Annotated in this window: 20 protein-coding genes; 13 read left to right on the top strand and 7 right to left on the bottom strand. The window is 73.3% G+C overall.

The features are described from left to right. Window positions 1–92 precede the first annotated feature (92 nt). Window positions 93–857, bottom strand: coding sequence for a calcium-binding protein (locus AB0F77_RS01500; protein ID WP_361939526.1), 765 nt, complete (start codon window positions 855–857; stop codon window positions 93–95). A 463-nt stretch (window positions 858–1320) separates the two neighbouring features. Here AB0F77_RS01500 and AB0F77_RS01495 point away from each other — a divergent pair, with 463 nt between their 5' ends. From AB0F77_RS01495 to AB0F77_RS01445, 11 genes are all read left to right on the top strand, one after another. Continuing rightward, on the top strand, window positions 1321–1707 hold the full coding sequence (locus AB0F77_RS01495) for a hypothetical protein (protein WP_361939523.1): 387 nt from the start codon (window positions 1321–1323) through the stop codon (window positions 1705–1707). Between the two features lie 263 nt (window positions 1708–1970). Next, window positions 1971–2912, top strand: a complete 942-nt coding sequence (pstC, locus tag AB0F77_RS01490) for a phosphate ABC transporter permease subunit PstC (RefSeq protein ID WP_361939520.1) — start codon at window positions 1971–1973, stop codon at window positions 2910–2912. Between the two features lie 13 nt (window positions 2913–2925). After that, the gene (gene pstA, locus AB0F77_RS01485) at window positions 2926–4200 is read left to right on the top strand and encodes a phosphate ABC transporter permease PstA (RefSeq protein WP_361939517.1); all 1275 of its coding nucleotides are present in this window, start codon (window positions 2926–2928) and stop codon (window positions 4198–4200) included. Further along, window positions 4197–5963 carry a phosphate ABC transporter substrate-binding protein PstS gene (pstS, locus tag AB0F77_RS01480; RefSeq protein WP_361939514.1) on the top strand — a complete coding sequence of 589 codons (1767 nt, stop codon included), beginning with the start codon at window positions 4197–4199 and terminating at the stop codon, window positions 5961–5963. The genes pstA and pstS overlap by 4 nt, the downstream gene beginning before the upstream one ends. Then, the gene (locus AB0F77_RS01475) at window positions 5960–8443 is read left to right on the top strand and encodes a hypothetical protein (RefSeq protein ID WP_361939511.1); all 2484 of its coding nucleotides are present in this window, start codon (window positions 5960–5962) and stop codon (window positions 8441–8443) included. The genes pstS and AB0F77_RS01475 overlap by 4 nt, the downstream gene beginning before the upstream one ends. Before the next feature lie 171 nt (window positions 8444–8614). Further along, window positions 8615–9688 carry a hypothetical protein gene (locus AB0F77_RS01470; protein WP_361939508.1) on the top strand — a complete coding sequence of 358 codons (1074 nt, stop codon included), beginning with the start codon at window positions 8615–8617 and terminating at the stop codon, window positions 9686–9688. A gap of 111 nt (window positions 9689–9799) precedes the next feature. Continuing rightward, window positions 9800–11281, top strand: a complete 1482-nt coding sequence (locus AB0F77_RS01465) for an Ig-like domain-containing protein (RefSeq protein ID WP_361939505.1) — start codon at window positions 9800–9802, stop codon at window positions 11279–11281. A 524-nt stretch (window positions 11282–11805) separates the two neighbouring features. Continuing rightward, window positions 11806–12747 carry a class E sortase gene (locus tag AB0F77_RS01460; protein WP_361939502.1) on the top strand — a complete coding sequence of 314 codons (942 nt, stop codon included), beginning with the start codon at window positions 11806–11808 and terminating at the stop codon, window positions 12745–12747. Window positions 12748–12831: 84 nt separating this feature from the next. Then, window positions 12832–13656 (top strand): phosphate ABC transporter ATP-binding protein PstB, encoded by an 825-nt coding sequence (pstB, locus tag AB0F77_RS01455; RefSeq protein ID WP_361939660.1) that lies wholly within the window; start codon window positions 12832–12834, stop codon window positions 13654–13656. A gap of 86 nt (window positions 13657–13742) precedes the next feature. Next, a complete protein-coding gene (locus AB0F77_RS01450) occupies window positions 13743–14531 on the top strand; it encodes a hypothetical protein (protein WP_361939499.1) in 789 nt (262 codons plus the stop codon). 50 nt (window positions 14532–14581) lie between these two features. Continuing rightward, a complete protein-coding gene (locus AB0F77_RS01445; RefSeq protein WP_361939496.1) occupies window positions 14582–15946 on the top strand; it encodes a lytic murein transglycosylase in 1365 nt (454 codons plus the stop codon). A 230-nt stretch (window positions 15947–16176) separates the two neighbouring features. Here AB0F77_RS01445 and AB0F77_RS01440 read toward each other — a convergent pair whose 3' ends face one another. From AB0F77_RS01440 to AB0F77_RS01425, 4 genes are all read right to left on the bottom strand, one after another. After that, window positions 16177–17376 (bottom strand): hypothetical protein, encoded by a 1200-nt coding sequence (locus tag AB0F77_RS01440; RefSeq protein ID WP_361939493.1) that lies wholly within the window; start codon window positions 17374–17376, stop codon window positions 16177–16179. A gap of 134 nt (window positions 17377–17510) precedes the next feature. Beyond that, on the bottom strand, window positions 17511–19169 hold the full coding sequence (locus AB0F77_RS01435) for a phospho-sugar mutase (protein WP_361939490.1): 1659 nt from the start codon (window positions 19167–19169) through the stop codon (window positions 17511–17513). 156 nt (window positions 19170–19325) lie between these two features. Then, window positions 19326–20150, bottom strand: coding sequence for a purine-nucleoside phosphorylase (locus AB0F77_RS01430; protein WP_361939487.1), 825 nt, complete (start codon window positions 20148–20150; stop codon window positions 19326–19328). Between the two features lie 102 nt (window positions 20151–20252). Further along, on the bottom strand, window positions 20253–20690 hold the full coding sequence (locus tag AB0F77_RS01425; RefSeq protein WP_361939484.1) for a gamma-glutamylcyclotransferase: 438 nt from the start codon (window positions 20688–20690) through the stop codon (window positions 20253–20255). Window positions 20691–20805: 115 nt separating this feature from the next. Here AB0F77_RS01425 and AB0F77_RS01420 point away from each other — a divergent pair, with 115 nt between their 5' ends. Further along, window positions 20806–22254 (top strand): NAD(P)H-quinone dehydrogenase, encoded by a 1449-nt coding sequence (locus AB0F77_RS01420; protein WP_361939481.1) that lies wholly within the window; start codon window positions 20806–20808, stop codon window positions 22252–22254. Between the two features lie 167 nt (window positions 22255–22421). Next, window positions 22422–23378 carry a DeoR/GlpR family DNA-binding transcription regulator gene (locus AB0F77_RS01415; RefSeq protein ID WP_361939478.1) on the top strand — a complete coding sequence of 319 codons (957 nt, stop codon included), beginning with the start codon at window positions 22422–22424 and terminating at the stop codon, window positions 23376–23378. A gap of 106 nt (window positions 23379–23484) precedes the next feature. On the opposite strand, the gene AB0F77_RS01410 is transcribed toward AB0F77_RS01415, so the two are convergent. Both AB0F77_RS01410 and AB0F77_RS01405 read right to left on the bottom strand, forming a co-directional pair. Then, entirely contained in the window at window positions 23485–24069 is a 585-nt protein-coding gene (locus AB0F77_RS01410; RefSeq protein WP_361939475.1) for a TetR/AcrR family transcriptional regulator, read from the bottom strand. Between the two features lie 331 nt (window positions 24070–24400). Continuing rightward, the gene (locus tag AB0F77_RS01405; RefSeq protein ID WP_361939473.1) at window positions 24401–26173 is read right to left on the bottom strand and encodes a biotin carboxylase N-terminal domain-containing protein; all 1773 of its coding nucleotides are present in this window, start codon (window positions 26171–26173) and stop codon (window positions 24401–24403) included. Between the last annotated feature and the right edge of the window lie 61 nt (window positions 26174–26234).

Here is a 26234-nt window from a genome sequence, read left to right as displayed (position 1 = left end):
GGAGGGCCGGTGCGGAAAAGGAGCGGCGCACCGCACGGGAGAATGCCGTGCGGTGCGCCTGTGTCATCCTTTGCTTTCAGGAATGACGAGGTTCAGCGCACGTCGACGAAGTCGCCCGTCGACACGGCCGGCGCGGTGTCGGCCGTACCGGCGTAGGACCAGCGGTAGGAGCCGTCGGAGGACGCCCGGACGGTGGTGGAGAGGGTGCCGTCCGCGGCGGTCCTGACGGTCTTGACGGTGGTGTAGGAGGAGCAGCCCTCCGCGCGGAACTGGAGTTCCACGGGCCGGCCGGCCGCCGCGGCGGCGTAGGCGCCGGTCGCCCAGTCGGCGTGGCGCACCCCGCCCGTGACGGTGATGCTGCGGCCCCGCGCCACCCGCTCGGGCGTGGCGTCGACGGTGACCCGGGTGTCCCGCTGCACGGTGAGGCCGGCGGCGTTGTCCAGGAACACCGCGTCGCTGTCCGAGGCGAGCGCGTAGGCGCTGACGGACCAGGCGCCGGCCAGCGTGCCGTCGGCCGGGACGGTGCCGGGCGTGAGGGTGAAGGTCAGCGTGCAGGTGCTGGTCGTGGCGGTCGTCGGCCCGCAGGCCGCCGCCGCGGGCACGGTGGCGTCCTGGGCGCCGTAGGAGCCGTGGTACAGCGTGGCGTTGATCTCGTCGAAGCCGGCCGGGTCGGTCGCGGTGACCTTGACGGTGACGGTTCTCGCGTCCGTACCGAGGACGACCGGCCGGCCGCCGTTGACCACGACGCCCGTGATCTTGGTGTCGCCGAACGTCTCGTCCGCGTGTGCGGTGGGAACGGCGAGGGCGGACAGGGCCAGGGCGCCGGTCGCGGCGGCGACGGCAGCGTGTATGCGCATGCGAATTCCCCAAGGATGAGAGCCGGAGTCTGCCCCTTTCCCCCGGGCAGACCCGAATTGACGTGTGCAGCGTAGTCATCCTGTGGAGATTTAGGAACGCTTTTGTCGAAAGATCGTGATGGGCTGCGGATTTCCCTGCCGGGGAAACAGTGCCGAATATCGACCTTATCGATTTCCCGGGAGACCGAAGGAGAAATTCGATCCGAATTTCAGCCGACCCGGCGGCCACGGGCCGTGCCGTGCCCTCGCCGGCGGGTCCGGCCCGCGCGGCCGGAACGTTCCGGCCGTGGGCGCCCCGGGGCGGAAAGATGAATGCGAGACAACCTTTGTGTGAATCAAGCCCTGTGGACTCGAACGGGCGACCACGTGTCGCACGTGCGTCTTTACCCTGCGTTTGTCGTCGGGGCGCTCGGCTGCGAACGGCGCACACGACGTCCCGCGACACGAGCCGACAGGGGTGGGGATGGCAGGACTCAAGGGGGGCGCGGCCTTATCGGGCACGCGCTGCCACGTGGACATCGACGCGGACGGTTCCTCCTGGTGGCGGCTGACCGCGTCGAACGGGCGGGTGATCGCCGTGGCGGCGCGGTCCTACGGGGACCACGGCGCGTGCCGTGCCGCGTTCGAGCGGCTGTGCGCCGACGCCGAGGGGTTGCAGGGCGAGCTGCACCACGTCCAGGAGGGGACCGGCTGGGCGTGGCGGCTGCGGGACTCCGGCGGCGGGCTCGCGGCCGTGTCCGCGCGGACCTATGAGCGGCACTCGACGTGCCGGACGGCGTACGACCGCTTCTGGGCGCTCCTCGTGGAACTCGGCGCGGGCCGGCTGACCGTGTGGGACGGCGACGACTGACGTCGGGGAGCGGTGACCGGCGGCGGTGATGCCGGGCGGCGGTGACCGGCGTCGGCCGGTGACGGGGGCGTCGACCGGCGGCCGACGTGGAATCACCACATGTTCGTCACCGGAAGTTGCCCCTTGGAGTGGCCTCGTTCACTTTCGTGCGCTGTGGAGTCCATTCCGTCCCAGAAGCCTCGGGGCACGTGACCACGCGAATATCTGAGCGACCAGCGACTCCGGCGGACCGGCCGCCGCGACGTCTGTACCCGGATCCGGGCGTGTCCGACCGTGTGTTCCGGGGCGTCCTGCGGGGCGGCGGATCCCTGGTTCTGGTGATCATGCTGCTCGTCGGCGGCTTCCTGTCGTACCGGGCCTGGCAGGCGCTGTCGATCGCGAAGTGGGGCTTCGTCACCACCGAGGCGTGGGAGCCCGAGGGCGGCAGCTTCGGCATCGCGGCCGTGCTCGTGGGGACGATCCTCATCGCGCTCGTCGCCATCGTGTTCGCGGTGCCGCTGGCCCTCGGCACCGCGCTCTACATCTCGGAGTACGCGCCGCCGCGCATCCGGCAGACCCTCATCAGCGTCGTCGACCTGATGGCCGCCGTGCCGTCCGTGGTCTACGGCCTGTGGGGCCTGTTCTTCTTCCAGGGGCACGTGGTCACCGTCTCCCGCTGGATCTCGACGTACTTCGGGTGGATACCGCTCTTCGAGGTCGACGGCGCCGATCCGCGGGACCCGCTCGCCACCGCCACCGTTTTCACCTCCTCCACCTTCATCGCGGGCATGGTCGTCTCCCTGATGGTGGCGCCGATCATCTGCTCGGTGATGCGGGAGGTGTTCTCGCAGGCACCGGTCGGCGAGCGGGAGGGCGCCTACGCGCTCGGCGCCCACCGCTGGGGCATGATCCGCAGCGTCGTCCTGCCGTTCGGCAAGGGCGGCATGATCGGCGGCACCATGCTGGGCCTCGGCCGGGCGCTGGGCGAGACCATCGCCGTGTACCTGATCATCTCGCCGGTGTTCGTGATCCAGCCGCACATCCTGCAGAACGGCACCAGCTCGGTCTCCTCGCTGATCGCCCTGCGCTACGGCGAGGCGAGCGAACTCGGCATGTCGGCGCTGATGGCCGCGGGCCTCGCGCTCTTCCTGATGACCCTCGTCGTCAACTTCGCCGCATCGTCGATCGTCGCCCGCAGCCGCTCCGGCGCGGCGAGCGACTCCTGAGGAGGCCGGGCCGATGACCGTGACCACCGCACAGAGCCCGCCCGGCGACCAGGGGCCGCGCACGGACGCCGCCGGACCGCCGGAACAGGCGGCGGGCACCGTCCTGCCCCGCCGCGGCGGCACGCGCGCCGAGTCGCGCCGCAACCTGGCCACGCTGCGCGCCACCGACGTCTACGCCATGACGGGCGCCGCCGCGGCAGCCCTCTCCCTCACCTGGCTGATGTTCGACCGGCTGCTGCCCTTCGACGGCGCGCTGGGCTTCCTGGTGATCGCCTACGCGCTGTTCATCGGGCTGTACGCGCTCCTGGTCTCCTTCGACGAGGACGGTCCAGCGGTGCGCGACCGGGTGGCCGCCGCCGTCGTCCAGAGCCTGGGCGCGGTGATGCTGGCCGTGCTGGCGTTCGTGGTCGTCTACACCCTCTACGAGGGCCGGGACGCGCTGCCGCACCTGAACTTCTACACCGAGTCGATGGCCGACGCGGGTCCCGTCGAGCCGCTCGGCGTCGGCGGCATCCTGCACGCCATCGTCGGCACCCTGTGGCAGATCGGCATTGCCCTGGTGATCTGCGTCCCCGCGGGCGTGGTGTGCGCGGTCTTCCTCAACGAGGTCCCGGGCGCCTTCAGCCGGTTCGTACGCACCATCGTGGAGGCGATGACGGCGCTGCCGTCCATCGTGGCCGGCCTGTTCATCTACGCGACCTTCATCCTGGCGCTGGGCTTCGAGCGCTCCGGGCTCGCCGCCGCGCTCGCGATCTCCGTGATGATGCTGCCCATCATCATCCGCGCGGCGGACGTGGTGATCCGGCTCGTGCCAGGCACCCTGCGCGAGGCGTCGTACGCGCTCGGCACCTCGCGCTGGCGCACGGTGTGGCACGTGGTGCTGCCGACCTCCCGCTCCGGGCTCACCACGGCGATCATCCTGGGCACGGCGCGCGGGGTGGGCGAGACCTCGCCGGTCCTGCTGACCGCCGGTTACACGGCGGAGCTCAACACCGATCCGCTGCACGACCCGATGGTGTCGCTGCCGCTGGCCGCCTTCGAACTCGTCAAGTCCCCCGAGCCCACCTACGTCGCCCGTGGCTTCGGCACGGCCGCGGTGCTGCTCGTGCTGGTCCTCGTCCTGTTCGTCATCGCCCGTGTCATCGGCGGCCGTGGCCCGGGGCGGCTGACCCGGCGCCAGGAGCACCGCCGGGTCCGGGCCTCCCTCCGTGACACGAAGCGCTTCACCGCGTACGCCCGCGCCGACCGGCCGACCGACCGTCCCGCACCGACGAGGAGCACCCCGTGACACCCGCACCTGTCCGTCGCCCGCGTGCCGGACGCCCGTTCCGGGCGCTGGCGCTGGCACTGTTCGCCGCCGCGGTCTGCGTGCTGCCGGCCGTCCATCCGCCCAACGCCTACGCGGAGAGCTACACGAAGATCAGCGGCTCCGGCTCGACCTGGAGCGCCAACGCCATCGAGCAGTGGCGCCGCAACGTCCGCCAGCAGGGCATGACCGTGAACTACGCGTCGGTCGGGTCCACCGTCGGCCGCCAGCAGTTCAAGAACGGCACCTCCGACTTCGGCGTGTCCGAGATCCCCTACGGACTCGACGACCTCGGCCAGCAGGACCCCCCGCCCACCCGCAAGTACGCCTACATGCCGATCGTCGCAGGCGGCACCTCCTTCATGTACAACCTCAAGATCGGCGGCAGGCAGGTCACCAACCTCCGGCTCTCCGGCGAGGTCCTCACCAAGATCTTCACCGGCAGGCTCACCCAGTGGAACGCGCCGGAGATCAAGGCGGACAACCCCCAGCTCGCCCTCCCGGCCCGCCGTATCGTCCCCGTCGTCCGCTCCGACGGCTCCGGCACCACCGCGCAGTTCACCCTGTGGATGTCCAAGCAGTACGGCTCCCAGTGGAACGACTACTGCCGCCGCGCGGGCAAGCGGACGCCCTGCGGTCTGACGTCCTTCTTCCCGGTGATCGCCGGCTCCGGCTTCGTCGCCCAGTCCAGCTCGCTCGGTGTCTCGGGCTACACCCGGCAGTCCCAGGCCGAGGGCGCCATCACCTACGTCGAGTACTCCTACGCCAGGAACGCGGGCTTCCCGGTGGCCAAGGTCCTCAACAGGGCCGGCTACTACGTCGAACCGACCGCCTCCAGCGTGGCCGTCGCCCTGACCAGGGCGAGGATCAACAACGACCCGCGCTCCGCCACCTACCTCACCCAGAACCTGGACGAGGTGTACACCTTCGCGGACCGGCGCACCTATCCCCTCTCCAGCTACAGCTACATGATCGTCCCCACCAAGGAGGAGATGGGCTTCACCAAGGCCAAGGGCCGCACCCTCAGCGCCTTCGACAACTACTTCCTGTGCGAGGGCCAGCAGCAGGCCGACCGGCTCGGCTACTCGCCGCTGCCGGTCAACCTGGTGGCGGCCGCCATGGACCAGGTCCGCAGGATCCCCGGTGCCGTGGCGTCGGACATCAGCATCAAGAACTGCAACAACCCCACCTTCTCCAGCGACGGCAAGAACCTGCTGGCGAAGAACGCCCCGTATCCGCAGGCGTGCGACAAGAAGGGCGCCACCCAGTGCGCCACCGGCACCGGCGGCGCGCGGCAGAACACCTCGCTGAACGGGGGCGGCGGCGGGGCCGGTGCCACGGGCGGCACGGGCGGTACGGGTGCCACGGGCGGGTCCGGCACGACCGGCGGCTCGGGTGCGACCGGCGGCTCGGTGACCACCGGCGGCACGGGCACCGGCGGCGGGTCCGGCACGTCCGGCGGCGCGGGTTCCGCGGGCACCGGCGGCGGCGCGGCGGGAGGTACCGGCGGGACGGCGGGAGGGGCCGCCGTCGACCCCGACACCGGTGTGCCGCTGGGCGACCAGGCCGCCGGGGACGCCTCCGTCGTGGCCAGCCCAGTCTCCCTCGGCTCGGGCGACGCGCTCGGGCTGCGGACCGCGCTCATGGCCCTGTCGGCCGTACTGCTGGTGGGCGTCGTCGTCGGGCCGCCGATCGTCGCCCGTGCGATGGCCGGCCGGGCCCGCCGCAGAGGAGGTGCGGCATGAGGGCCGTACCGGCGCGGCCCCGGCCGCGGGTGCTCGGCGCCGTGGGCCTGCTGCTCGCCGGCCTCGTGGTGGCGCTGCTGCCGCTGCCGCCCGTCACGGCCCCGGCCGCGGCGGCGGACGGCTCCGCGGTGACGAAGACCGGGACGAGGGGGACCCACGACGACTTCTCCCGGCTGAAGGTGACCGTCCACCAGACCGCGAACCTGCGCTCGCAGGGCGTGCGGATCACGTGGGAGGGCGGGGCGCCGACGTATCCCGGCGCCAACTACCTGCAGATCATGCAGTGCTGGGGCGACGCCCAGGACGGGCCCCGGCGCGAGCAGTGCGTGTACGGGAGCCAGGAGCAGGCCGGCGGCAACGCCGTGACGCGGACCGTCGTCGCCGGCACCGCGGGGGCGGGCGCCGATCCCGCGGAGACGGAGTACACCGGCGCGGACGCCTTCGTCCCCTTCCGCCCCGTCGGCGGGGAGCCCCCCACCACCAGCGCGTTCGACTACACCTACTTCGGGCCGCTGGACACCAACGAGCAGACGCTCGACCGCACGGCCGCCGACGGCACCGGCGAGGCGGAGTTCGAGCTGCAGGACGGGATCGAGGCGGGCCACCTCGGGTGCGGTCTGAACACGGCCGCCGCGGGCGCCGCTCCCGCTCCGCGCCCCTGCTGGCTGGTCGTGGTCCCGCGCGGCAGCCACGACGCGAACGGCACCGAAGCCGATCCGGCACGCGGCACGCGGCTCCAGAGCTCGCCCCTGTCCACCACGAACTGGGCGCAGCGGATCGTCTTCCGCCTGGACTTCCTGCCCGTGGACGACTTCTGCCCGTCCGGCGGCGCGGAGCGGCCCGTGACCGGCTCCGAACTGGCGACGGACGCCGTCACCTCGTGGCAGCCGAAGCTGTGCACCACCACGGACAGCGCGTTCTCCTACGACCCGGACAGCGAGGAACTCGCCAGGAACAGCGTGTCGAGCACCACGAGCCAGACACCGCTGCTGGGTGTCACCGTCGACCCCGTCGCCCACGAGGAGGGCCAACCGGACGTCGTCCAGGCGCCGTTGGCCGTGTCCGGGCTCGCGATCGGCTTCTCCGTCGAGAGCGCGACCAGCGGTGTGCTCCAGGAGATGCGACTGACTCCGCGGCTCGTGGCCAAAATGCTCACGCATTCCTATGTGCGGACCGTGCCGTTCAACAAGAGTTCACCCACGCCGGCGCACGTGGCCGGGAACCCCTATTCCTATTTCGACGACCCCGATTTCAAGGCGCTGAATCCGGGGTTCGCCGACTTCGGCCGGGACGAGCAGATGTCGGGGCAACTGAGTCTCATGGTCCCGAACGGAAACTCCGACACCACGCGACTGCTGTGGAAATGGCTCCGGTCGGACCAGGAGGCCCGGGACTTCCTGTCCGGGAAGCCCGATCCCTGGGGGATGCGGGTGAACTCCTACTTCCGGGAACTGGACCTGGCCGACGACACCTCGCGCTCCGACTTCCCCAAGAACGACCCGACGACCGCCATCGCCGTCGACGCCGAGGACTTCCAGTGGGCCGAGGACAAGCCCACCTACGGGGTCACGGCGCTCGACCCGTACACGGAGGACCTGCACGAGGCCGCCGTGCGGACCCGCAGGGGAAACAACAACAACAAGATCGTCTTCGATCCGCAGGCCATCAACAAGAACGAGCTCAAGAACCTGGCTCCGGGCGGCCTGCGCACCTCCCTGGCCGTGGTCGACGCCGCCTCGGCGCAGCGCTACGGCCTGAAGACCGCCTCGCTGCGCAACGCGGACGGCCGGTTCGTGAAGCCCACCGCGGACACGCTGCTGGCGGGCGTCGGCGCCATGCGGCCGTGGCCGGGCGGCACCGGTGTGCTCGAACCCGATCCGGCGCGGGCCGGGGGCCAGGCGTACCCGCTGACCGCGGTGACCTACGCCGCGGCGTCCGTGAACCAGGACGCGAAGGACCGCAAGGCATACGCGGACTTCATCAGGTACGCCGCGGGACCGGGTCAGACGCCGGGCCCCGCGGCGGGCGAGCTGCCCGACGGCTACGCGCCGCTCCCGGCCGACCTGCGCAAGCAGGCCGTGGCCGCCGCCGGCGACCTGGAGCGCGGGGCGGTGCCGGAGGCAACCGACGGGCCGGGCTCGGACGGCGCCGGCGGTGGCGGGGGCGGTGACTCCGCGGGGGCCGGACCCGGGGGCGGCGCCGGGGGAGCCGCGGGTGGCACGGCCGCCGCGGGCGGGTCCCCGACCGGCGGGAGCGGCGGCGGAACCGATCCGTCGGCGTCGGCCCCGCCCGGCGGCGCGGGTGGCGCCTCCGCGGGACCCGGAGCCCAGCAGAACGTCGCGGACGCCAAGCGCGGATTCACTCCCGGAGACGTACTGGGAATTGTCCGCTGGGTTCTTCTCGTCGTTCTCTTCGTCGGAGGAGCGGCGGGACTCGCGGGTCCGGTGATGCTTCGGCTCGCGCAGCGGCGGACTCCCTAGGAGATATCTATGAAGCCTCCCTGTAACCTTTCCCTCTTTCGGAATTGGTTGGCCACCGAGCGGGCGCCCTGGAATTGTATGGGGTGGTCGGCCGACGGGTCGGCAGCGCGAAAATCCGGATTCAGCTTGAACGTCCAGTCTTCGGAAATCCAGAAAACAAGGGGTTCAGAAGTGAACGTCAAGTCCTTCGCAAAGGCCGGTGCCGTCTTCGGCGCCCTGTCCCTCGGCCTCGGCGTCCTGGCGGCTCCCGCGTCGGCCGACTCGACCGGCCCGGGCATCCTGGCGGGCGTCGGCTCGGACACCACGCAGTACGTCGTGAGCGCCCTCGCCAGCGGCTCCACCGTCGTGGACGCCGGCGGCGCCAAGCTCCTCCAGTCGTGGGACGCCATCCCGCCGTCGGGCACCGCGGACAACATCACCACCAAGCCGACCGGGAACTGCACGTTCGCGCGCTCGACGGTGAACGGTTCCTCGAACGGCATCAACAAGCTGATCGCCGAGATCGACAACACGGCCACGGCCGACTGTGTCGACTTCGCCCGCTCCTCGCGCGGCCCGGCGACCACCGGCACGAAGCTCACCTTCGTCCCGTTCGCCAAGGACGCCGTCACCTTCGCCTCCCGCCTGGGCAGCACGGCCCCGACGAACCTGACGCAGGCGCAGCTGTACAAGCTCTACACCTGCGCCGCCGACCGGCCCGCCGGCATCAAGCCGCTGCTGCCGCAGGCCGGTTCGGGCACCCGCTCGTTCTGGCTGCAGTACCTGGGCAACACGCCCGCGCCGGTCAACCCGAACCCGGGCACGCCGATCACGCCCGGCTCGTGCGTCAACGAGGGTCTCGCGGAGGCCCCGCAGGAGCACGACGGTACCGCGCTGACCGCGAACGACCAGGTCATGCCGTACTCGGTCGCCCAGTGGCTGGCCCAGGGCAAGGGCTTCTCGGACGTCCCGAACCGTCGCGGCCAGTCCCGGCTGCGCAGCATCGACAACGTGTCCCCGACCACCGGCACGGGCAGCGCCACGGCGCTCAACGCGACCTTCCCCGCGGCCCGTGAGGTCTACAACGTGGTCTCCACCGCCCGCCTCGGCGAGTCGACGATCACGGAGGCCTTCGTCGGCTCCACCGCGGACGTCTGCTCCGCCGCGAGCCTCGCGGTCATCAAGAACTACGGCTTCGGCGACCTCGCCGACGACGGCCGCTCCGACACCAACTGCGGCGACACCGCCCTCAAGGGCAACTCGTGACCCCGACCGCCCTCTGATCTCCGCGTGACGGCCGGGCACCTTCCAGGTGCCCGGCCACCCGCGCTGTCCATGGATCCATCCGTCCACCGTTCCCCGGGGGAGCCCACCACCATGAGAGTGCTTCATCCCTTCCGAAGACTGGCCGCGATCGTGGCCGCCACCGCCGCGCTGGCCGCGGGCACCACGGCCCTGGTGGTCGCCCAGTCCGGGCCCGCCCGGGCGGCGTCCGTCGGGACGTTCACCATGACGCAGACGAGCGGCAGCCTGAGCGATCCGCAGCCCTTCGGCGGCTCCGTGGAGATCCCCGGCACGTGCCCCGACTTCGCGGTGGAGGACCTCAACTACAACAACGTCCTCAACCTCTACGTGTACAACAGCGCCACGGACACCCAGGCGCCGGTCCTCAAGGGGATCACCCAGGGGGCGCCCTTCACCGAGCCGACGTCGACCGTCTCGCTGGCCCCCGCCGACAACCCGGGCCTGGACGTGGACAACAGCCGTCTGTCGAGCGTCGTCACCGGCGACGGCACCTACGAGCTGCGCCTGCGGTGCGTGGACAACTTCGACTGGTCGCCCCCCGACGAGGGATCGGTGCCGGGCGACCCGTTCTGGTCCCAGAAGATCACCGTCACCGGTGACAACTGGGCGGTCGGCGAAGGCGCGAAGGCCACCACGGTCGCCCTCGTCCCCGACGACTTCAGGCCCGAGCCCGGCCGCGACGTGAAGCTCACCGCCACGGTCTCCCCGTCGGAGGCCACCGGCACCGTGACCTTCCTGGACGGCGCGACGGCGCTGGGCGCGGGTCCTGTCACGGCCTCCGGCGGTACGGCCGAGCTGACGACGACGCTGGCCAGGGGGGCGCACGACATCGTGGCCGAGTTCACCCCGACGGACACCTCCGTCTGGGGGGCCTCCGCTTCGGAGCCCCAGCGGGTGACCGCGGCCGAGCCGACGGCCGAGATCCAGGACGAGGGCGGCCGGCGGCTGACCGGCGACCCCTATCCCGAACTCCAGCGGGGCCAGCAGGTCAAGGTCGTCGTCAGGGGCTGCGAACCGGGCAGGTCGTACCCGATGTCCCTGACCAACCGCGACGACACGTTCCCGAGCGCCACCGCCGACGCCGACGGAGTGGTGACCTGGAACGCCCTCACCGTGCCGGACGACATGGTCGCGGGCGCCGGTTCGTGGACCTGGACGCCGGGATGCGCCTACCTGGCGAGCGGGGAGGTGGCCGCGGTGTCCTTCACGGTTCCGGAGCCGTCCGGGTCCCCCAGCGGTGACCCGTCCGACGATCCCTCCGACGACCCGTCGGACGACCCCACGGACCTCCCCTCCGACGAGCCGAGCGACCTCCCGACGGACGACACGTCCGGCACCGTCTCGGGCGGCGCCGGCGGTTCCGTGGACGGCGGCGGCACCAGCGGCGGGGCCGGTTCCGGCGGCGCCTCCCCGCAGGGCGGCCTCGCCTCCACCGGCAGCCAGGTCGCGCTGTTCTCCGGCATCGGCGCCGTCGTCCTCACCGCGGCCGGCGTCGTCCTGTTCCGGCAGGGCCGCCGCCACCGCCTCCTGGGCTTCGGCGAACCCCGCCCGTAACGGCGGACGGAGCACGGGCGGCCCCCCACCCGGCCGCCCGCGCTCCGCCTCCGGCCCCACGCCTGCGCTCCGCCTCCGGCCCCACGCCTGCGCTCCGCCTCCGGCCCTACGCCTGCGCTCCGCCTCCGGCCCTACGCCTGCGCTCCGCCTCCGGCCCCACGCCTGCGTCTCACGCCGGGGCCCGGGTCCTCGCGTGACGCCGAGTACCCAGCCCGCGCCCCCCTTCCCGTCCCCCCGCCTCAGCGTTTGCCGCCACACCCCGCCACTCGTCTTCCCGCCCGGTCCCCGCCTCGTTCTCCCGCCCGCCCGGCACCCGGTCTCCCCGCCCGGCCCACGCCCCCGTTTCCGCCCGCCCGGCGCCCGGTCTTCCCACCCGGCACACGTCCCCGTTTCCGCCCGCCCGGCGCCCCTCTTCCCGCCCGCCCGGCGCCCCTCTTCCCACCCGCCCGGCGTCCGGTCTTCCCGCCCGCCCGGCCCTGATCCCCCGTCCACCGGACCACCGACCTTCCACAGGAGCGCTGCCCGTGACCGTGCTGATTCCGCCCCCGCCGGCCGCGGCGCCGCAGGCACCGGCGCCCGCATCCGGGCCCGAACCCGCCGCCGGGCGGCCGTCGGCGGACCGTGCCGGCCTCGTCTTCGCCGGGACCGCGCTGTGCGTGCTCGCCGCCCTGCTGCTCGGCTTCGCGGCCAACCTCACGATCGTCGGCCATCTCCAGCACGCCCGCGACCAGCAGACCGCGTACGACGAACTGCGCCGCCAACTCGCCCTCGGCATCGCCCCGGTGGGGCAGCGGACGTACGACGGCGCGGCACTGGAGCCGGGCGCCCCCGTCGCGCTGCTGCGCATCCCGGCCCTGGGCCTGAGGGAAGCGGTGGGGGAGGGCACCACCTCCGGTGTGCTGGTGTCCGGCCCCGGACACCGCCGCGACACCCCGCTGCCGGGACAGGCCGGCACCAGCGTGATCATGGGCCGCCAATGGGGCTACGGCAGCCCGTTCAACGACCTGCACCAGCTGCCCGCCGGCGCCGAGATCCGGGTGACGACCGGTCAGGGCACGGCCACCTACGCGGTCACGTCCGTCCGCCGCGAGGGCGACCCGCTGCCGCCCCCGCTCAAGCAGGGGGAGGGTCGGCTGACGCTGATCACCGCCGAGGGCGGCCCCTACACCCCCTCCGGCATCCTGCGCGTCGACGCGACCCTGACCGGCGACGTACGGCCCAGCCCGCCCCGCTCGCTGCCGCCCGGCTGGATCGACGCGTCCGAGCAGGCCCTCGGCACCGAGGGCGCCGCCTGGCTCCCGGTCTTCCTCTGGGCGCAGGGACTGCTCGGCGCGGCCCTGCTCACCGTGGCCGCCCACCGCGCGTGGGGCCGCTGGCAGACCTGGATCGTCGGCACGCCCGTGCTGGCCGCCCTCGGTCTCGCCGTCTCCGGCGCCGCCACCCGTCTGCTGCCCAACCTGCTCTAGTCGACGAGGAGTCCACCCGTCATGTCCGACACCACCGACACGTCCGACACGCTCGTCGACGAGATCCTCGACCCGACGCGGAGCATGCGGGCCCCCCGCGACGGACGTCCCGGCACGCCCGCCCCCGGCGGCGCACCGGCCACCCTGGAGGCCGACTCCGTCTCGGCCTGGTTCGGCGACCACAAGGTCCTGGAGGGCGTCTCGCTCACCATGCCGGCCCGCAGGGTCACCGCGCTCATCGGACCGTCCGGCTGCGGCAAGTCCACCTTCCTGCGCATCCTCAACCGCATGCACGAACTGGTCGGCTCCGCCTCGCTGTCGGGCCGGGTGCTGCTGGACGGCGACGACATCTACGACCGGGGCCGCCGCATCACCCACGCCCGCCGCCAGATCGGCATGGTCTTCCAGAAGCCGAACCCCTTCCCGGCCATGTCGATCTACGACAACGTCACCGCCGGCCTCAAGATGAGCGGGATCAGGGCCGGGCGCGACGAGAAGGACCGGCTGGTCGAGGAGTGCCTGACCAAGGCGGGCCTGTGGAAGGAGGTCCGCGACCGCCTCCGGCAGCCCGGCGGCGCGCTCTCCGGTGGCCAGCAGCAGCGCCTGTGCATCGCGCGGTCGCTCGCGGTGCGCCCCCGGGTCCTGCTGATGGACGAGCCCTGCTCGGCCCTGGACCCGACCTCGACCCGGCGCATCGAGGAGACGATCCACGAACTGTCGGACGAGGTCACCATCGTGATCGTCACCCACAACATGCAGCAGGCCGCCCGCGTCTCCGACCAGTGCGCCTTCTTCCTCGCCGAGCAGGGGACCCCGGGCGCCATCGTCGAACACGGCCCCACGGACGCCATGTTCAACAGCCCGCAGGACCAGCGGACCACGGACTACGTGAACGGCCGCTTCGGATAGGGCCGCGACGGGCCGGACGGGGAGTACGGAGGTCGACGGGGGTGAGAGGGACGAAACGGAGCCATCGGACGAGAGTCACCCTCCGGGTGACCGCCGTCCTGGCCGCGGCCTCGTACACCGCCCTCGCGGGCTGCGCCGCCCCCGGGCGGAACACGGGCATGCCGCCCGCGGTGTCGGCGTCGGCGGAGGGCGGACTCCACCCGCGGACGACGGCGCCCGCCGAGCCGGGGCCCGGCGCCTCCCCGGCCGGGACGGCCGCGCCGGGACCCACCCCCGCGGCACCCGAGCGGGACAGCCCCGCCGCCGAACCCCCGCCCCTCCCGAGCGGGCCCGCCGACTCCCCGGAAACGACGCCCACGGACCCACCCCGCCCCCACCGCCCCACCCCACCGGCCCACCCCCGCACCACGCCCCCCGGACCGCGGCCGAAGCCGTCCGTCGCCCCCGGCACGCGCACGCCCGGCCCCGGCACGGCCGACCTCGGCACGCCCGGCCCCCGCAGCCGGGACGGCTCGACCACCCTCCGCATCGGCTCCTGGTCGGCCCGGGTCGTGCGCGGCGGACAGGAAGAGGTGGACGCCTGCCGGGACGCCGTGCAGTGGACGGGACCCGCCCTCGGCACCGAGGACGGCTACGCGCTGCGCACGGCCGTCGTCGTCGGCCACGACCACTGCGGCTTCGACAGGTTCGCCACGCTGCCCGTCGGCACGGACGTCACGGCGACGACACCGCGCGGCACCTTCACCTACCGCGTCTACGCCCACCACGTCTCACCCGGCCGCGGCACCCCCTCCCACGGCCTCTACTGGGGCGACCTCACCCTCCAGTCCTGCATCGGCCCCGACACGGGCTTCAGCTACCTGATGCGGGTCTGAGGCGAGCGCCCCGCACCCGCCCCGAACTCCCGACCGTCAGGAGTACTCCCATGCCCCGTCCGCTCACCGGACCGCTGCGCCGCGCCGGCGCACGGCTGCGCACCCGGCGCGGCCTGCGTGCCGCCGCCGTGGGGACGATCGCCACGGTCGCCGCGGCCCTCCTCACCGCCGGGTCCCAGGCACCGGTCCCGCACCCCGCGGCGGCGCCCCGGGCGCCGGAGGACGACGGCCCGCGCGTGCCCGGCGGATTCGTGGCCCCCGACACCCCGCTCCCGGACGTCCCCTCGCAGGGCGACGGCTCGTACCACGTCGAACTGCCGCCGCTGGAGGGCGCGTCGGCCGGCGCGCGGCCGTGGGACGGGCCGGCCGGGAAGCCCTCGGCGCGACGTGTCGCGGCCGAGGCCGGACTGCCCGCGAGCGTGTTCGACGCCTACCGGCGGGCGGCCGGGTCGGTGGGCCGCACCGACCCGGGCTGCCGACTGCGGTGGGAACTGCTCGCCGCCATCGGCAAGGTGGAGTCCGGGCACGCGGGCGGCGGCGCGGTCGCCGCGAACGGCGACACCCTCACCCGCATCACCGGGCCCGCGCTCGACGGCAACGGCTTCGCGCTGATCCTCGACACCGAGAATGGCGTCTGGGACGGCGACCGGCTCCACGACCGAGCCGTGGGCCCCATGCAGTTCCTGCCCTCCACCTGGAAGACCTGGGGCGCGGACGGCAACGGCGACGGCGTCGCCGACCCCGACAACGTCCACGACGCCGCGCTCGCCGCGGGCCACTACCTCTGCGCCGGCACCCGCGACCTCGGTACGGCGGCGGGCCTGGAGCGCGCGATCCTCAGCTACAACCACTCGCGCGACTACCTCGACCTCGTGCTCGGCTGGATGGAGTTCTACCTCCGCGGCGTGCACACCGTGCCCGACGGTGAGGGGGTCGTCCCGCGCAGTCCGGGAGCGGGCGGCGAGACCCCGGCCACGGAACCGGTGCACGAGGGCGGGACCGGGAGAGGGAGCGGGACCGGAGGCGGAGGCGGAGGCGGCGGCGGCGAGGGAGAGGGAGAGGGCGAGGGAGAGGGACCCCACGGCTCCGCTCCCGGCGGTGGCACCGCCCCTTCCCCCGCCGTGCCCACCGGACCGGGACGCGGCCCGTCGCCCACGCCCTCCGTGCGGCCGGTGCCCTCCGCGAGTCCGTCCCCGTCGCCCTCCGCCGACCCGACACCCAGCCCCACGACGGCCTCCCCGTCGCCCACCGACGGCGGGAGCGGGCCCGTGCCCACGGACGGTCCCTCGGACGGCGCCCCGACGCCTCAGCCGCCCGCCGACACGGCGACCCCCGGTCCCACGGAGACGGCGCCCGAGCCCGGTCCGTCGGAGACCGCCGTCCAGGACCCGGCGACCGGCCTGCCGACCGGCTGAGGCCGGGCGACAGGGGGCCCGACACGGGGTTCAGAAGCCTGGGGGGCCGGCCGAACCCCGTGTCCGGCCCTGCCCGGCGTCCCGCGTTCGCAGAACGGGGGCATGGGACACCGGGGGAGACGGCGGCGTCCAAAGGGGGGCAGGACGGCGACCGCACTCCCCACCAGCGTGGGTCAACCGGTGCCGACGCGGGCGGCCGAGGGGCATGCGGCGCCCCAACTCCCCGTGAATCACGGGGCGCTCGGCCACACCAGCAGCATGTACGAGCCGCAGTACGCCGACACCGCCACCGCCGTCGCGAGGACGAGCCCCCGGTGCCGGCGGGAGGTGCCCGAGAGATGGCGGGCCAGGGGGATCAGGAGCGGGAAGGCGGGGAGCAGGAAGCGGGCCCGGGGGAAGTAGACGCCCCCGCTGAGGACGACGATCGCCAGCAGCGCCCCGGTGAACACCAGCAGGGGCGCGGGCTGGCGGTCCCACACCGACACGGCGAACAGGGCCAGCGACACGAACAGCGTGACCGTGACCATGATCAGGAACAGCTCGGGCCGCGACCCCTGGCCCAGCAGCTGCCGCACCCGGCCCAGTGTCGCGACGCCGCCGTCCACCTCGTTGTGCCACAGCCGCTGCACGGCGAAGTAGCCGTCCCAGCGGTCCAGCCGCAGGCCCACCCAGCCGACGTACCCGCACCAGCCGAGCGGTGCGGCCACCGCCGCGACGGCCGCCCGCGGGGAGCGGTCGCGGCGCAGCGAGAGCAGCGCGGCGACCGAGACGGCCGCGGCCACCGCGATCCCCGTCGGCCGGGTCAGCCCCGCCAGACAGGCGCCCGTCGCGGCCCAGCCCCACCGCTCCCGCAGCACCGCGTACAGCGTCCACGCGGCCAGCGCCGTGAACAGCGACTCGGTGTACCCCATCCACTGCACCAGCGAGACCGGCAGCGCCGCCCACAGCGCGGTGAGCAGCACCCCGACCCGCCGCCCGTGCAGCCGGTCGCCGACCGCGAACACCCCCCACGCGGCGACGAAGGAGGCGAGCACGGTGAGGCCAAGGCCCGTACTGGCCCTGCTGCCCGGGGTGAGCACGGCGACGGCCTTCACGAGCAGCGGGTAGAGCGGGAAGAAGGCGAGGTTGTTCGCGTCGTACGCGGTGCCCAGCCGATGCGCGTACCCGTGCTCGGCGATGCCCAGGTACCAGTCCGCGTCCCACTGGGTGGCGAGCAGCGGCCAGACCCCGTGGTGCCTGCGGTGCGCCCACACCGTCAGGAACAGCAGCCCGCACAGGTGGACGGCGAGGAAGGCGCCGAGCGCCGGGGCCGCGTGCCGCAGCGCGGCCGTCGCGCGCGGCAGACGCGGTGCTGACGGACGCGGGGCGGGCGGTCGTCGGGTGCCCGGGAGGTGCCCACCGGGGGCGGTGTCGGGGGCGGTCGAGGACACGGCGGCGGCTCCAGTACTCGGCGGGCGGTACCGGATCACCGTGTCCCGGGCGGGGGTGGTGCGACACGGCGGATGCGTCAGCCGTAGCCGTGAAATCACCCTTTGGGGTGCCCTGGGGGCACCCCGCGGGTGGTTCAGATGCCAGCGGCCCCGGCGAGGTCGCGCTTGACCGCGTCGAGCAGCTCGGCGGCGCGGGCGCGGGCGGCCGGCAGTCCGGCGTGCGACGCGACCGGCACGACGACCTCCAGGTAGCACTTGAGCTTCGGCTCGGTGCCGCTGGGCCGGACGACGACCCGGGCACCGTCGAGCGTGTAGCGCAGCCCATCGGTGGGCGGCAGCCGGTCCGTGCCCTCGGTGAGGTCCTCGGCCCGGGTGACGGCGAGACCGGCCAGCGCGGTCGGCGGGTGCTCGCGCAGCCGCCGCATCGCGTCGGAGATGACCGACAGGTCCTCCACCCGCACCGACAGCTGGTCGGTGGCGTGCAGCCCGTGCTCCACGGCGAGGTCGTCGAGCAGGTCGGTCAGACCCCGGCCGCGCTCCTTCAGCTCGGAGGCGAGCTCGGTGATCAGCAGGGCGGCGGTGATGCCGTCCTTGTCGCGCACTCCGTCCGGGTCGACGCAGTAGCCGAGGGCCTCCTCGTAGCCGTAGCGCAGGCCGTCCACGCGGGCGATCCACTTGAAGCCGGTGAGCGTCTCCTCGTACGGCAGGCCGGCCTTCTCGGCGATGCGGCCCAGCAGGGACGAGGAGACGATCGACTCGGCGAGGGTGCCGGTGGCGCCGCGCCCGACGAGGTGGGCGGCGAGCAGCGCGCCGACCTCGTCGCCGCGCAGCATCCGCCAGGCGCCGAGGTCCTTCACGGCCACGGCGCAGCGGTCGGCGTCGGGGTCGTTGGCGACGACCAGGTCGGGGTCGCTCTCGCGGGCCAGCGCGAACGCGAGGTCCATCGCGCCGGGCTCCTCCGGGTTGGGGAACGCCACGGTGGGGAAGTCCGGGTCGGGCTCGGCCTGTTCGGCGACGAGCACCGGCTCGGGGAAACCGGCGCGGGCGAACGCGGCGAGCAGGACGTCCTTGCCCACGCCGTGCATCGCCGTGTACACGGTCCGGGCCGTACGGGGGGAACCGGCGGCCAGGACCGCGTCCGTACGGGCGAGATAGGCGTCCAGGACCGAGTCGTCCAGGGTCTGCCAGCCGGAGTCCGGGCGCGGTACGTCGTGCAGCGAGGCGATCGCGTCGATCTCGGCGGCGATCTCCGCGTCGGCGGGCGGGACGATCTGCGAGCCTCCCCCGGACTCCGCCCGCGGGTACCCCCAGCCGAGGTAGACCTTGTAGCCGTTGTCCCGGGGCGGGTTGTGGCTGGCGGTGACCTCCACGCCGGCGACCGCGCCGAGGTGCCGGATCGCGAAGGCGAGGACCGGGGTGGGCAGCGGGCGGGGCAGCACCGCGGCGCGCAGCCCGGCGCCGGTCATGACGGCGGCGGTGTCGCGGGCGAAGTCGGCGGACTTGTGGCGGGCGTCGTAACCGATGACGACCAGACCGTCTCCCCGGCCCTGCTTCCGCAGGAACGCGGCGAGTCCGGCGGCGGCGCGGATGACGAGGGCCCGGTTCATCCGCATGGGCCCGGCACCCAGTTCGCCGCGCAGCCCGGCGGTACCGAACTGCAGGGTGCCGCCGAAGCGGTCGGCCAGTTCCGTGACGTCCCCCGCGTCGATCAGCTTCGCGAGTTCGTCACGGGTCTCGGCGTCGGGGTCCTCGGCGAGCCACGCCGTGGCCCGCGCGATGAGATCGTCGTGCACGTCGTTCCAACCTCTCGGTGATCGCCCGCCCGTCCACCCGACCCACTCGGCCGGGAGGCGGGACATCGGGGGGGCGTGGGGTGAGCGGGGGGAGGGGGCGGAGCCCCGAGGTGGGGCCCTTCGGCCTACCGGGTCGGGCGGGTGGGCGGGAACCGGTCAGAGCCGGCGCAGCACCTGCGCGAGGAGCTCGCCCATGCGGGACGCCGAGTCGCGGCCCGCCCGGAGGACCTCCTCGTGGTTGAGCGGTTCCCCGGTCATGCCCGCGGCGAGGTTGGTCACCAGCGAGATCCCGAGCACCTCCGCCCCGGCCTCCCGCGCCGCGATGGCCTCCAGCACCGTCGACATGCCCACCAGGTCCGCGCCGATCACCCGCGCCATCCGGATCTCCGCGGGCGTCTCGTAGTGCGGCCCGGGGAACTGGGCGTAGACGCCCTCCTCCAGCGTGGGGTCGACCTCCTTGCACAGCGCCCGCAGCCGCGGCGAGTACAGGTCGGTCAGGTCGACGAAGTTCGCGCCCACGATCGGCGAGGTCGCCGTCAGGTTGATGTGGTCGCTGATCAGCACCGGCTGCCCCGGCCGCATGCCCTCGCGCAGCCCTCCGCACCCGTTGGTCAGCACCACGGTCTTGCACCCGGCGGCCACCGCGGTGCGCACCCCGTGCGCGACGGCGGCCACGCCCCGGCCCTCGTAGTAGTGCGTACGGCCGAGGAAGACCAGCGCGCGCTTGTTCCCGACGGTGTACGAGCGGACCTTGCCCCCGTGTCCCGCGACGGCCGGCATGGGGAAGCCGGGCAGCTCGGTGACCTGGAACTCGGCGTCGGGGGCGCCCAGGGCGTCGACGGCCGGAGCCCAGCCGGAGCCCATCACGAGGGCGACGTCATGGGTCTCCGCGCCGGTCAGCTCGCGCAGGCGGGCGGCGGCCGCGTCGGCGGCGGCGTGGGGGTCGCCCTGGATGTCGTCCGGAAGAAGAGATGCGTTCACGCCCATGAGATTAGCCGGTCCCGGCCTACGCGCGTAGATGATGGAGTTCGCGCAGTGGCGATCGTTGTCTTGTCGTTTCCAACAAGGGCGGACAAACCTGCCCTAACACGGTCGCTTGCGCAGCTCCATCACATAGTCGTGCGGCGCCCCCGCCGACTCCGCCGCGTCGGCGACCTCCCCGAGGTAGCGCGCCGACGGCAGCCCGCCCTCGTACCCGTTGAGCACGTACGTCCACGCCGGCTCCTGCCCGTCGAGCGTGTGCGCCCGCACCCGCAGCCGCCGGTAGACGCCGAGCCCGACGCCCTCCCACCGGTCCAGGGACTCCTCGTCGCCGGGCGCGATGTCGTACAGCCCCACGAAGACCTGGCACCCCGGATCCTCGACGATCGTCGCGAGCGCGCCCTCCCAGCCCAGCTGCTCGCCGCCGAAGGTCAGCCGCCAGCCGTTCAGCCAGCCGGTCGCGCGCAGTGGCGAGCAGGGGGCGCGGCGGGACATCAGCCGGGCGTCGAGATTGCCGGCGTACGCGGCATAGAGCGACATGCTCCGAGCGTACGGCAGCGGTCCCACCCGCCCCTTGCGCCCCGGGACTCCCACGGGTAACGGAACGCACACCTGTTCCGCCCCCGGGCCGTGGCACCCCGGGGCGTGCGGGACAATGGGGTACGTGACTCGGATCGTGATCATCGGTGGCGGACCCGGCGGATACGAAGCGGCGCTGGTGGCGGCCCAGCTCGGCGCGGAGGTGACCGTCGTGGACTGCGACGGCCTCGGCGGCGCGTCGGTGCTGACCGACTGCGTGCCGTCGAAGACCCTCATCGCGACGGCCGAGGTGATGACCACCTTCGACTCCTCCTACGAGGAGCTGGGCATCATCGTCGCCGACGACACCCCGCCGCTGGAGCAGGCGGCCCGGGTGGTCGGCGTGGACCTCGGCAAGGTCAACCGGCGGGTGAAGCGCCTCGCGCTCGCCCAGTCGCACGACATCACCGCCTCCGTCACCCGGGTCGGCGCCCGTGTCCTGCGCGGCCGGGGCCGTCTGGAGGGCATGCAGGCCCTGGACGGCTCCCGCAAGGTCATCGTCACCGCCGCCGACGGGAGCGAGGAGACCCTGACCGCGGACGCCGTCCTCATCGCGACCGGCGGTCACCCGCGCGAGCTGCCCGACGCCCGCCCCGACGGCGAGCGCATCCTCAACTGGACCCAGGTCTACGACCTCACCGAGCTGCCCGAGGAGCTCATCGTGGTCGGCTCCGGCGTCACGGGCGCCGAGTTCGCCGGCGCCTACCAGGCCCTCGGCTCCAAGGTGACCCTCGTCTCCTCCCGCGACCGCGTGCTGCCCGGCGAGGACCCGGACGCCGCCGCCGTCCTGGAGGACGTCTTCCGCCGCCGCGGCATGAACGTGATGGCCCGCTCGCGCGCCGAGTCCGCCCGGCGCGTCGGCGACAAGGTCGAGGTCACCCTCTCCGACGGCCGCGTGATCACCGGCTCGCACTGCCTGATGGCCGTCGGCGCCGTCCCCAACAGCGCGGGCCTCGGCCTGGAGGAGGCGGGCGTCAAGGTCCGCGACTCCGGGCACATCTGGACCGACAAGGTCTCCCGCACCAGCGCGCCCGGCGTCTACGCGGCCGGCGACGTCACCGGCGTCTTCGCCCTGGCCTCGGTCGCCGCGATGCAGGGACGCATCGCCATGTACCACTTCCTCGGCGACGCGGTGGCCCCGCTCGACCTCAAGACGGTCTCCTCCAACGTCTTCACCGACCCGGAGATCGCCACCGTCGGCTACACCCAGGCCGACATCGACGAGGGCAGGATCGAGGCGCGCGCCGTCAAGCTCCCGCTGCTGCGCAACCCGCGCGCCAAGATGCAGGGCATCCGGGACGGCTTCGTGAAGATCTTCTGCCGGCCGGGCACCGGGATCGTCGTCGGCGGTGTGGTCGTGGCGCCCCGCGCCTCGGAGCTGATCCACCCCATCTCGATCGCGGTCGACAACAATCTGACGGTCGAACAGATCGCGAACGCCTTCACCGTCTATCCCTCTCTTTCGGGATCCATCGCGGAGGTCGCCCGTCAGCTCCACACCCGCAAGGCGACCGGCGAAGCCTGACGGGAGGCGCCGACTCCCTTCCGGTGACGGGGAGTTGCCGCGCATGCGTGCGGCATAGGCGGGGAGGATAGACCCGTATACCACTCCCCGCCCTGTCGTGCGAACAACTTCTGTTATTCGGCGCAAACTGCTGAAAGCAGACGGTCGTTGGGGTTACTGTCAGTTTCGTGTTCGCTGCAGAACGTCGTCAATTGATCCTCGAAATGGTGCGAGCGAACGGGGCCGTGTCGCTCCGTGAACTCGCCCGCGTCGTCCAGACCTCCGAAGTGACCGTGCGGCGGGACGTGCGCGCACTGGAGGCAGAAGGACTCCTCGACCGCCGGCACGGCGGTGCGGTACTGCCGGGCGGTTTCACGCGGGAATCCGGCTTTCCGCAGAAGTCACATCTCGCGACCGCCGAGAAGACGGCCATCGCCGATCTCGCCGCCGGACTCGTCGACGAGGGCGAGGCCATCGTGGTCGGGGCGGGAACCACCACCCAGGAGCTGGCCCGCCGGCTCGCCCGGGTGCCGGGGCTGACCGTCGTCACCAACTCCCTGCTGGTCGCCCAGGCGCTGGCCCACGCCAACCGCGTGGAGGTCGTGATGACCGGCGGCACCCTGCGCGGCTCCAACTACGCCCTCGTCGGCTCCGGGGCCGAGCAGTCCCTCCAGGGGCTGCGGGTCTCCAAGGCGTTCCTGTCCGGCAGCGGGCTGACCGCCGAGCGCGGACTGTCCACGTCCAACATGCTGTCGTCGTCCGTCGACCGCGCCCTGGTCCAGGCCGCCGCCGAGGTCGTCGTCCTCGCCGACCACACCAAGCTGGGCACGGACACCATGTTCCAGACCGTCCCCACGGACCTGATCACCCGGCTCGTCACCGACGACCCGCCCGCGCACGACGACCGCGCGGCCACCGAACTCCAGGCCCTCGCCGATCAGGGGGTGCAGATCGCCGTGGCCGGGGCGTCGGGAAACCCGGGGGGTGACCACGTCCCGGCGCGGCATCCGCGTCGGGACGTGCCGCTTCCGGGGCCGCGCCGGGGCCAGGTCCCGGGGGCGGGACTGCGTACGGCCACGGTGCTCGGCGCCGACCAGCCCACCGGCACCGAACGGGCCCGGGTGGCGGATCTGCGCCGCCGCTGAACGGCGTTCGAGCGTTCGAGCGATTCAGGCGCTCGGGTGGTCGGGCGCTCGGGTGGTCGGGCGTTCGGGTGGTCGAGCGGGTCGGGCGTTCGGGTGGTCGAGCCGGTCAGGCGGGGCAGGTGGTCAGGCCGCGCAGCGTCAGCTGGAGCAGGCGGTCCGCCAGTGCCGGGTCCCGGGGCGACTCCTCCGCCGCCAGCGCGATGGCGTGGGTGAGCTGGAGCAGGTCGCCTATCGCGACGCCCCCGCGCACCGCGCCCGCCTCCTGCGCCCGGGTCAGCAGCGCGCCGCCCGCCTCGCGGATCGGCGCGCAGCAACGGGCCAGTTCCGAATCGGGGTCGGCGGAGTCCGACGACACCGACATCAGCGCCCTGGAGAGCCCTCGGTACGTGCCGGCGCGCGCGACGTTCTCGCGCAGCCAGGTCAGCAGGGCCGTGCCGGGGTCGGGCGCGAGCAGCAGTTCGCGGGAGCGGGCGAGGAGTTCGGCCACCGTGTCCTCGAAGACCGCGCTCAGCAGGGCGTGCCGGTTGGGGAAGTGCCGGTACAGGGTGCCGATGCCCACGCCGGCCCTGCGGGCCACGTCCTCCAGTGAGGCGTCCGTGCCGTGCTCGGCGAAGGCGGTGCGGGCCTCGGTCAGCAGGCGGGTGTAGTTGCGGCGGGCGTCCGAGCGGAGGGCCTCCGGCGGTTTGGCCATGCTTGTCGCCGACCTTTCCTGTGGTGTTCGGGTCGGTTCAGGATGCCACGTGCCGTTTTGTTGGCCGGAGGTGCTGTGCGCTGCGCGCGGCGCTGCGCGGCTGTGCGGGTGGGGTTCGCCGTGGGGGCCGAGGTGGTGGGCGGGTGCGGGTACGTCGTGGCCGATCGCGCAGTTCCCCGCGCCCCTTTCGGGGGTGGCGGTGTGTGGGTGGGTGCGGGTTTGTTGTGGCTCGTCGCGCAGTTCCCCGCGCCCCTTTGGGGGCGTCCTTGTCGGGGGCGGGATGCCGGAAGCCCGGCCTCCGTTGTGGGGGCCGGGCTTTGGGGTGGGTGGGTCAGTCCTTGATTTCGCAGATGACCGCGCCCGACGTGAGGGACGCGCCGACCTCTGCGGTGAGGCCCTTGACGGTGCCCGCCTTGTGGGCGTTGAGGGGCTGCTCCATCTTCATGGCCTCCAGGACGACGACCAGGTCGCCCTCCTTGACCTCCTGGCCCTCCTCGACGGCCACCTTGACGATCGTGCCCTGCATCGGCGAGGCGAGGGCGTCGCCGGAGGCCACCGGGCCGGACTTCTTGGCCGCCCGGCGCTTGGGCTTCGCGCCCGCCGCGAGACCCGTGCGGGCCAGCGTCATGCCGAGCGACGCCGGCAGGGAGACCTCCAGGCGCTTGCCGCCGACCTCGACGACGACCGTCTCACGGCCCCCGTCCTCGTCCGCCTCGGTGTCGCCCGGACCGGCGAAGGGCTTGATCTCGTTGACGAACTCGGTCTCGATCCACCGGGTGTGGACCGTGAACGGCTCCTCGGAACCGGTCAGTTCGGGGGCGAACGCCGGGTCCTTCACCACCGCGCGGTGGAACGGGACGGCCGTGGCCATGCCCTCGATCTGGAACTCCTCCAGGGCGCGGGACGCCCGCTCCAGGGCTTCCTTGCGGGTGCGGCCGGTGATGACCAGCTTGGCGAGCAGCGAGTCCCACGCCGGGCCGATGACCGAACCGGCCTCGACCCCCGCGTCCAGCCGGACACCGGGACCGGTCGGCGGGTCGAAGCGGGTCACCGTGCCGGGGGCCGGCAGGAAGCCCCGGCCCGGGTCCTCGCCGTTGATGCGGAACTCGAAGGAGTGACCGCGCAGCACCGGGTCGCCGTAGCCCAGCTCCTCGCCGTCGGCGATGCGGAACATCTCGCGCACCAGGTCGACGCCCGCGATCTCCTCGGTCACCGGGTGCTCGACCTGGAGCCGGGTGTTGACCTCCAGGAAGGAGATCGTGCCGTCGTTGCCGACGAGGAACTCCACCGTGCCGGCGCCGACGTAGCCGGCCTCCTTCAGGATGGCCTTCGAGGACGCGTACAGCTCGGCGAGCTGGGCCTCGGACAGGAACGGCGCCGGAGCCTCCTCCACCAGCTTCTGGTGGCGGCGCTGGAGCGAGCAGTCACGCGTGGACACGACGACCACGTTGCCGTGCTGGTCGGCCAGGCACTGCGTCTCCACGTGCCGCGGCTTGTCCAGGTAGCGCTCGACGAAGCACTCGCCCCGGCCGAACGCGGCGACGGCCTCGCGCACCGCCGAGTCGTACAGCTCCGGCACCTCTTCGAGGGTCCGGGCGACCTTCAGACCGCGACCGCCGCCGCCGAACGCCGCCTTGATGGCGATGGGCAGCCCGTGCTCCTCGGCGAACGCCACGACCTCGTCGGCGCCGTTCACCGGGTCCGGCGTACCGGCCACGAGCGGGGCGCCGGCGCGCTGCGCGATGTGCCGGGCGGCGACCTTGTCGCCCAGGTCGCGGATGGCCTGCGGCGGCGGGCCGATCCAGATGAGGTCCGCGTCCAGCACGGCCTGGGCGAACTCCGCGTTCTCGGAGAGGAAGCCGTAGCCGGGGTGGACCGCGTCCGCGCCGGACTCCCGCGCGGCGTTGAGGACCTTCTCGATGTCCAGATAGCTGGTCGCCGGAGTGTCACCGCCCAGGGCGAACGCCTCATCCGCGGCCCGGACGTGCAGAGCGTCCCGGTCCGGGTCGGCGTAGACGGCCACGCTCGAGATCCCGGCGTCACGGCAGGCTCGGGCCACCCGGACAGCGATTTCGCCACGGTTGGCGATGAGCACCTTGCGCACGATTGAGGCTCCCTCCTTGAAACAAGCCGAGTTTAGGGACTGCCGACACGGCACTTCGACC

The organism is Streptomyces sp. NPDC026672, from assembly GCF_040638185.1.
Taxonomy (GTDB): domain Bacteria; phylum Actinomycetota; class Actinomycetes; order Streptomycetales; family Streptomycetaceae; genus Streptomyces.
Note: the sequence above shows the minus strand (reverse complement) of the source record. Positions and strands in the feature narration are given on the sequence as shown.

What these genes read in the sequence shown, in the direction of transcription:
- pstA (WP_361939517.1), top strand. Translation starts at nt 2,926, where the DNA reads ATGACCGTGACCACCGCACAGAGCCCGCCCGGCGACCAGGGGCCGCGC.
- AB0F77_RS01465 (WP_361939505.1), top strand. Translation starts at nt 9,800, where the DNA reads ATGAGAGTGCTTCATCCCTTCCGAAGACTGGCCGCGATCGTGGCCGCC.
- AB0F77_RS01500 (WP_361939526.1), bottom strand. Translation starts at nt 857, where the DNA reads ATGCGCATACACGCTGCCGTCGCCGCCGCGACCGGCGCCCTGGCCCTG.
- AB0F77_RS01410 (WP_361939475.1), bottom strand. Translation starts at nt 24,069, where the DNA reads ATGGCCAAACCGCCGGAGGCCCTCCGCTCGGACGCCCGCCGCAACTAC.
- AB0F77_RS01425 (WP_361939484.1), bottom strand. Translation starts at nt 20,690, where the DNA reads ATGTCGCTCTATGCCGCGTACGCCGGCAATCTCGACGCCCGGCTGATG.
- AB0F77_RS01495 (WP_361939523.1), top strand. Translation starts at nt 1,321, where the DNA reads ATGGCAGGACTCAAGGGGGGCGCGGCCTTATCGGGCACGCGCTGCCAC.
- AB0F77_RS01420 (WP_361939481.1), top strand. Translation starts at nt 20,806, where the DNA reads ATGGGGTACGTGACTCGGATCGTGATCATCGGTGGCGGACCCGGCGGA.
- pstB (WP_361939660.1), top strand. Translation starts at nt 12,832, where the DNA reads ATGCGGGCCCCCCGCGACGGACGTCCCGGCACGCCCGCCCCCGGCGGC.
- AB0F77_RS01475 (WP_361939511.1), top strand. Translation starts at nt 5,960, where the DNA reads ATGAGGGCCGTACCGGCGCGGCCCCGGCCGCGGGTGCTCGGCGCCGTG.
- AB0F77_RS01445 (WP_361939496.1), top strand. Translation starts at nt 14,582, where the DNA reads ATGCCCCGTCCGCTCACCGGACCGCTGCGCCGCGCCGGCGCACGGCTG.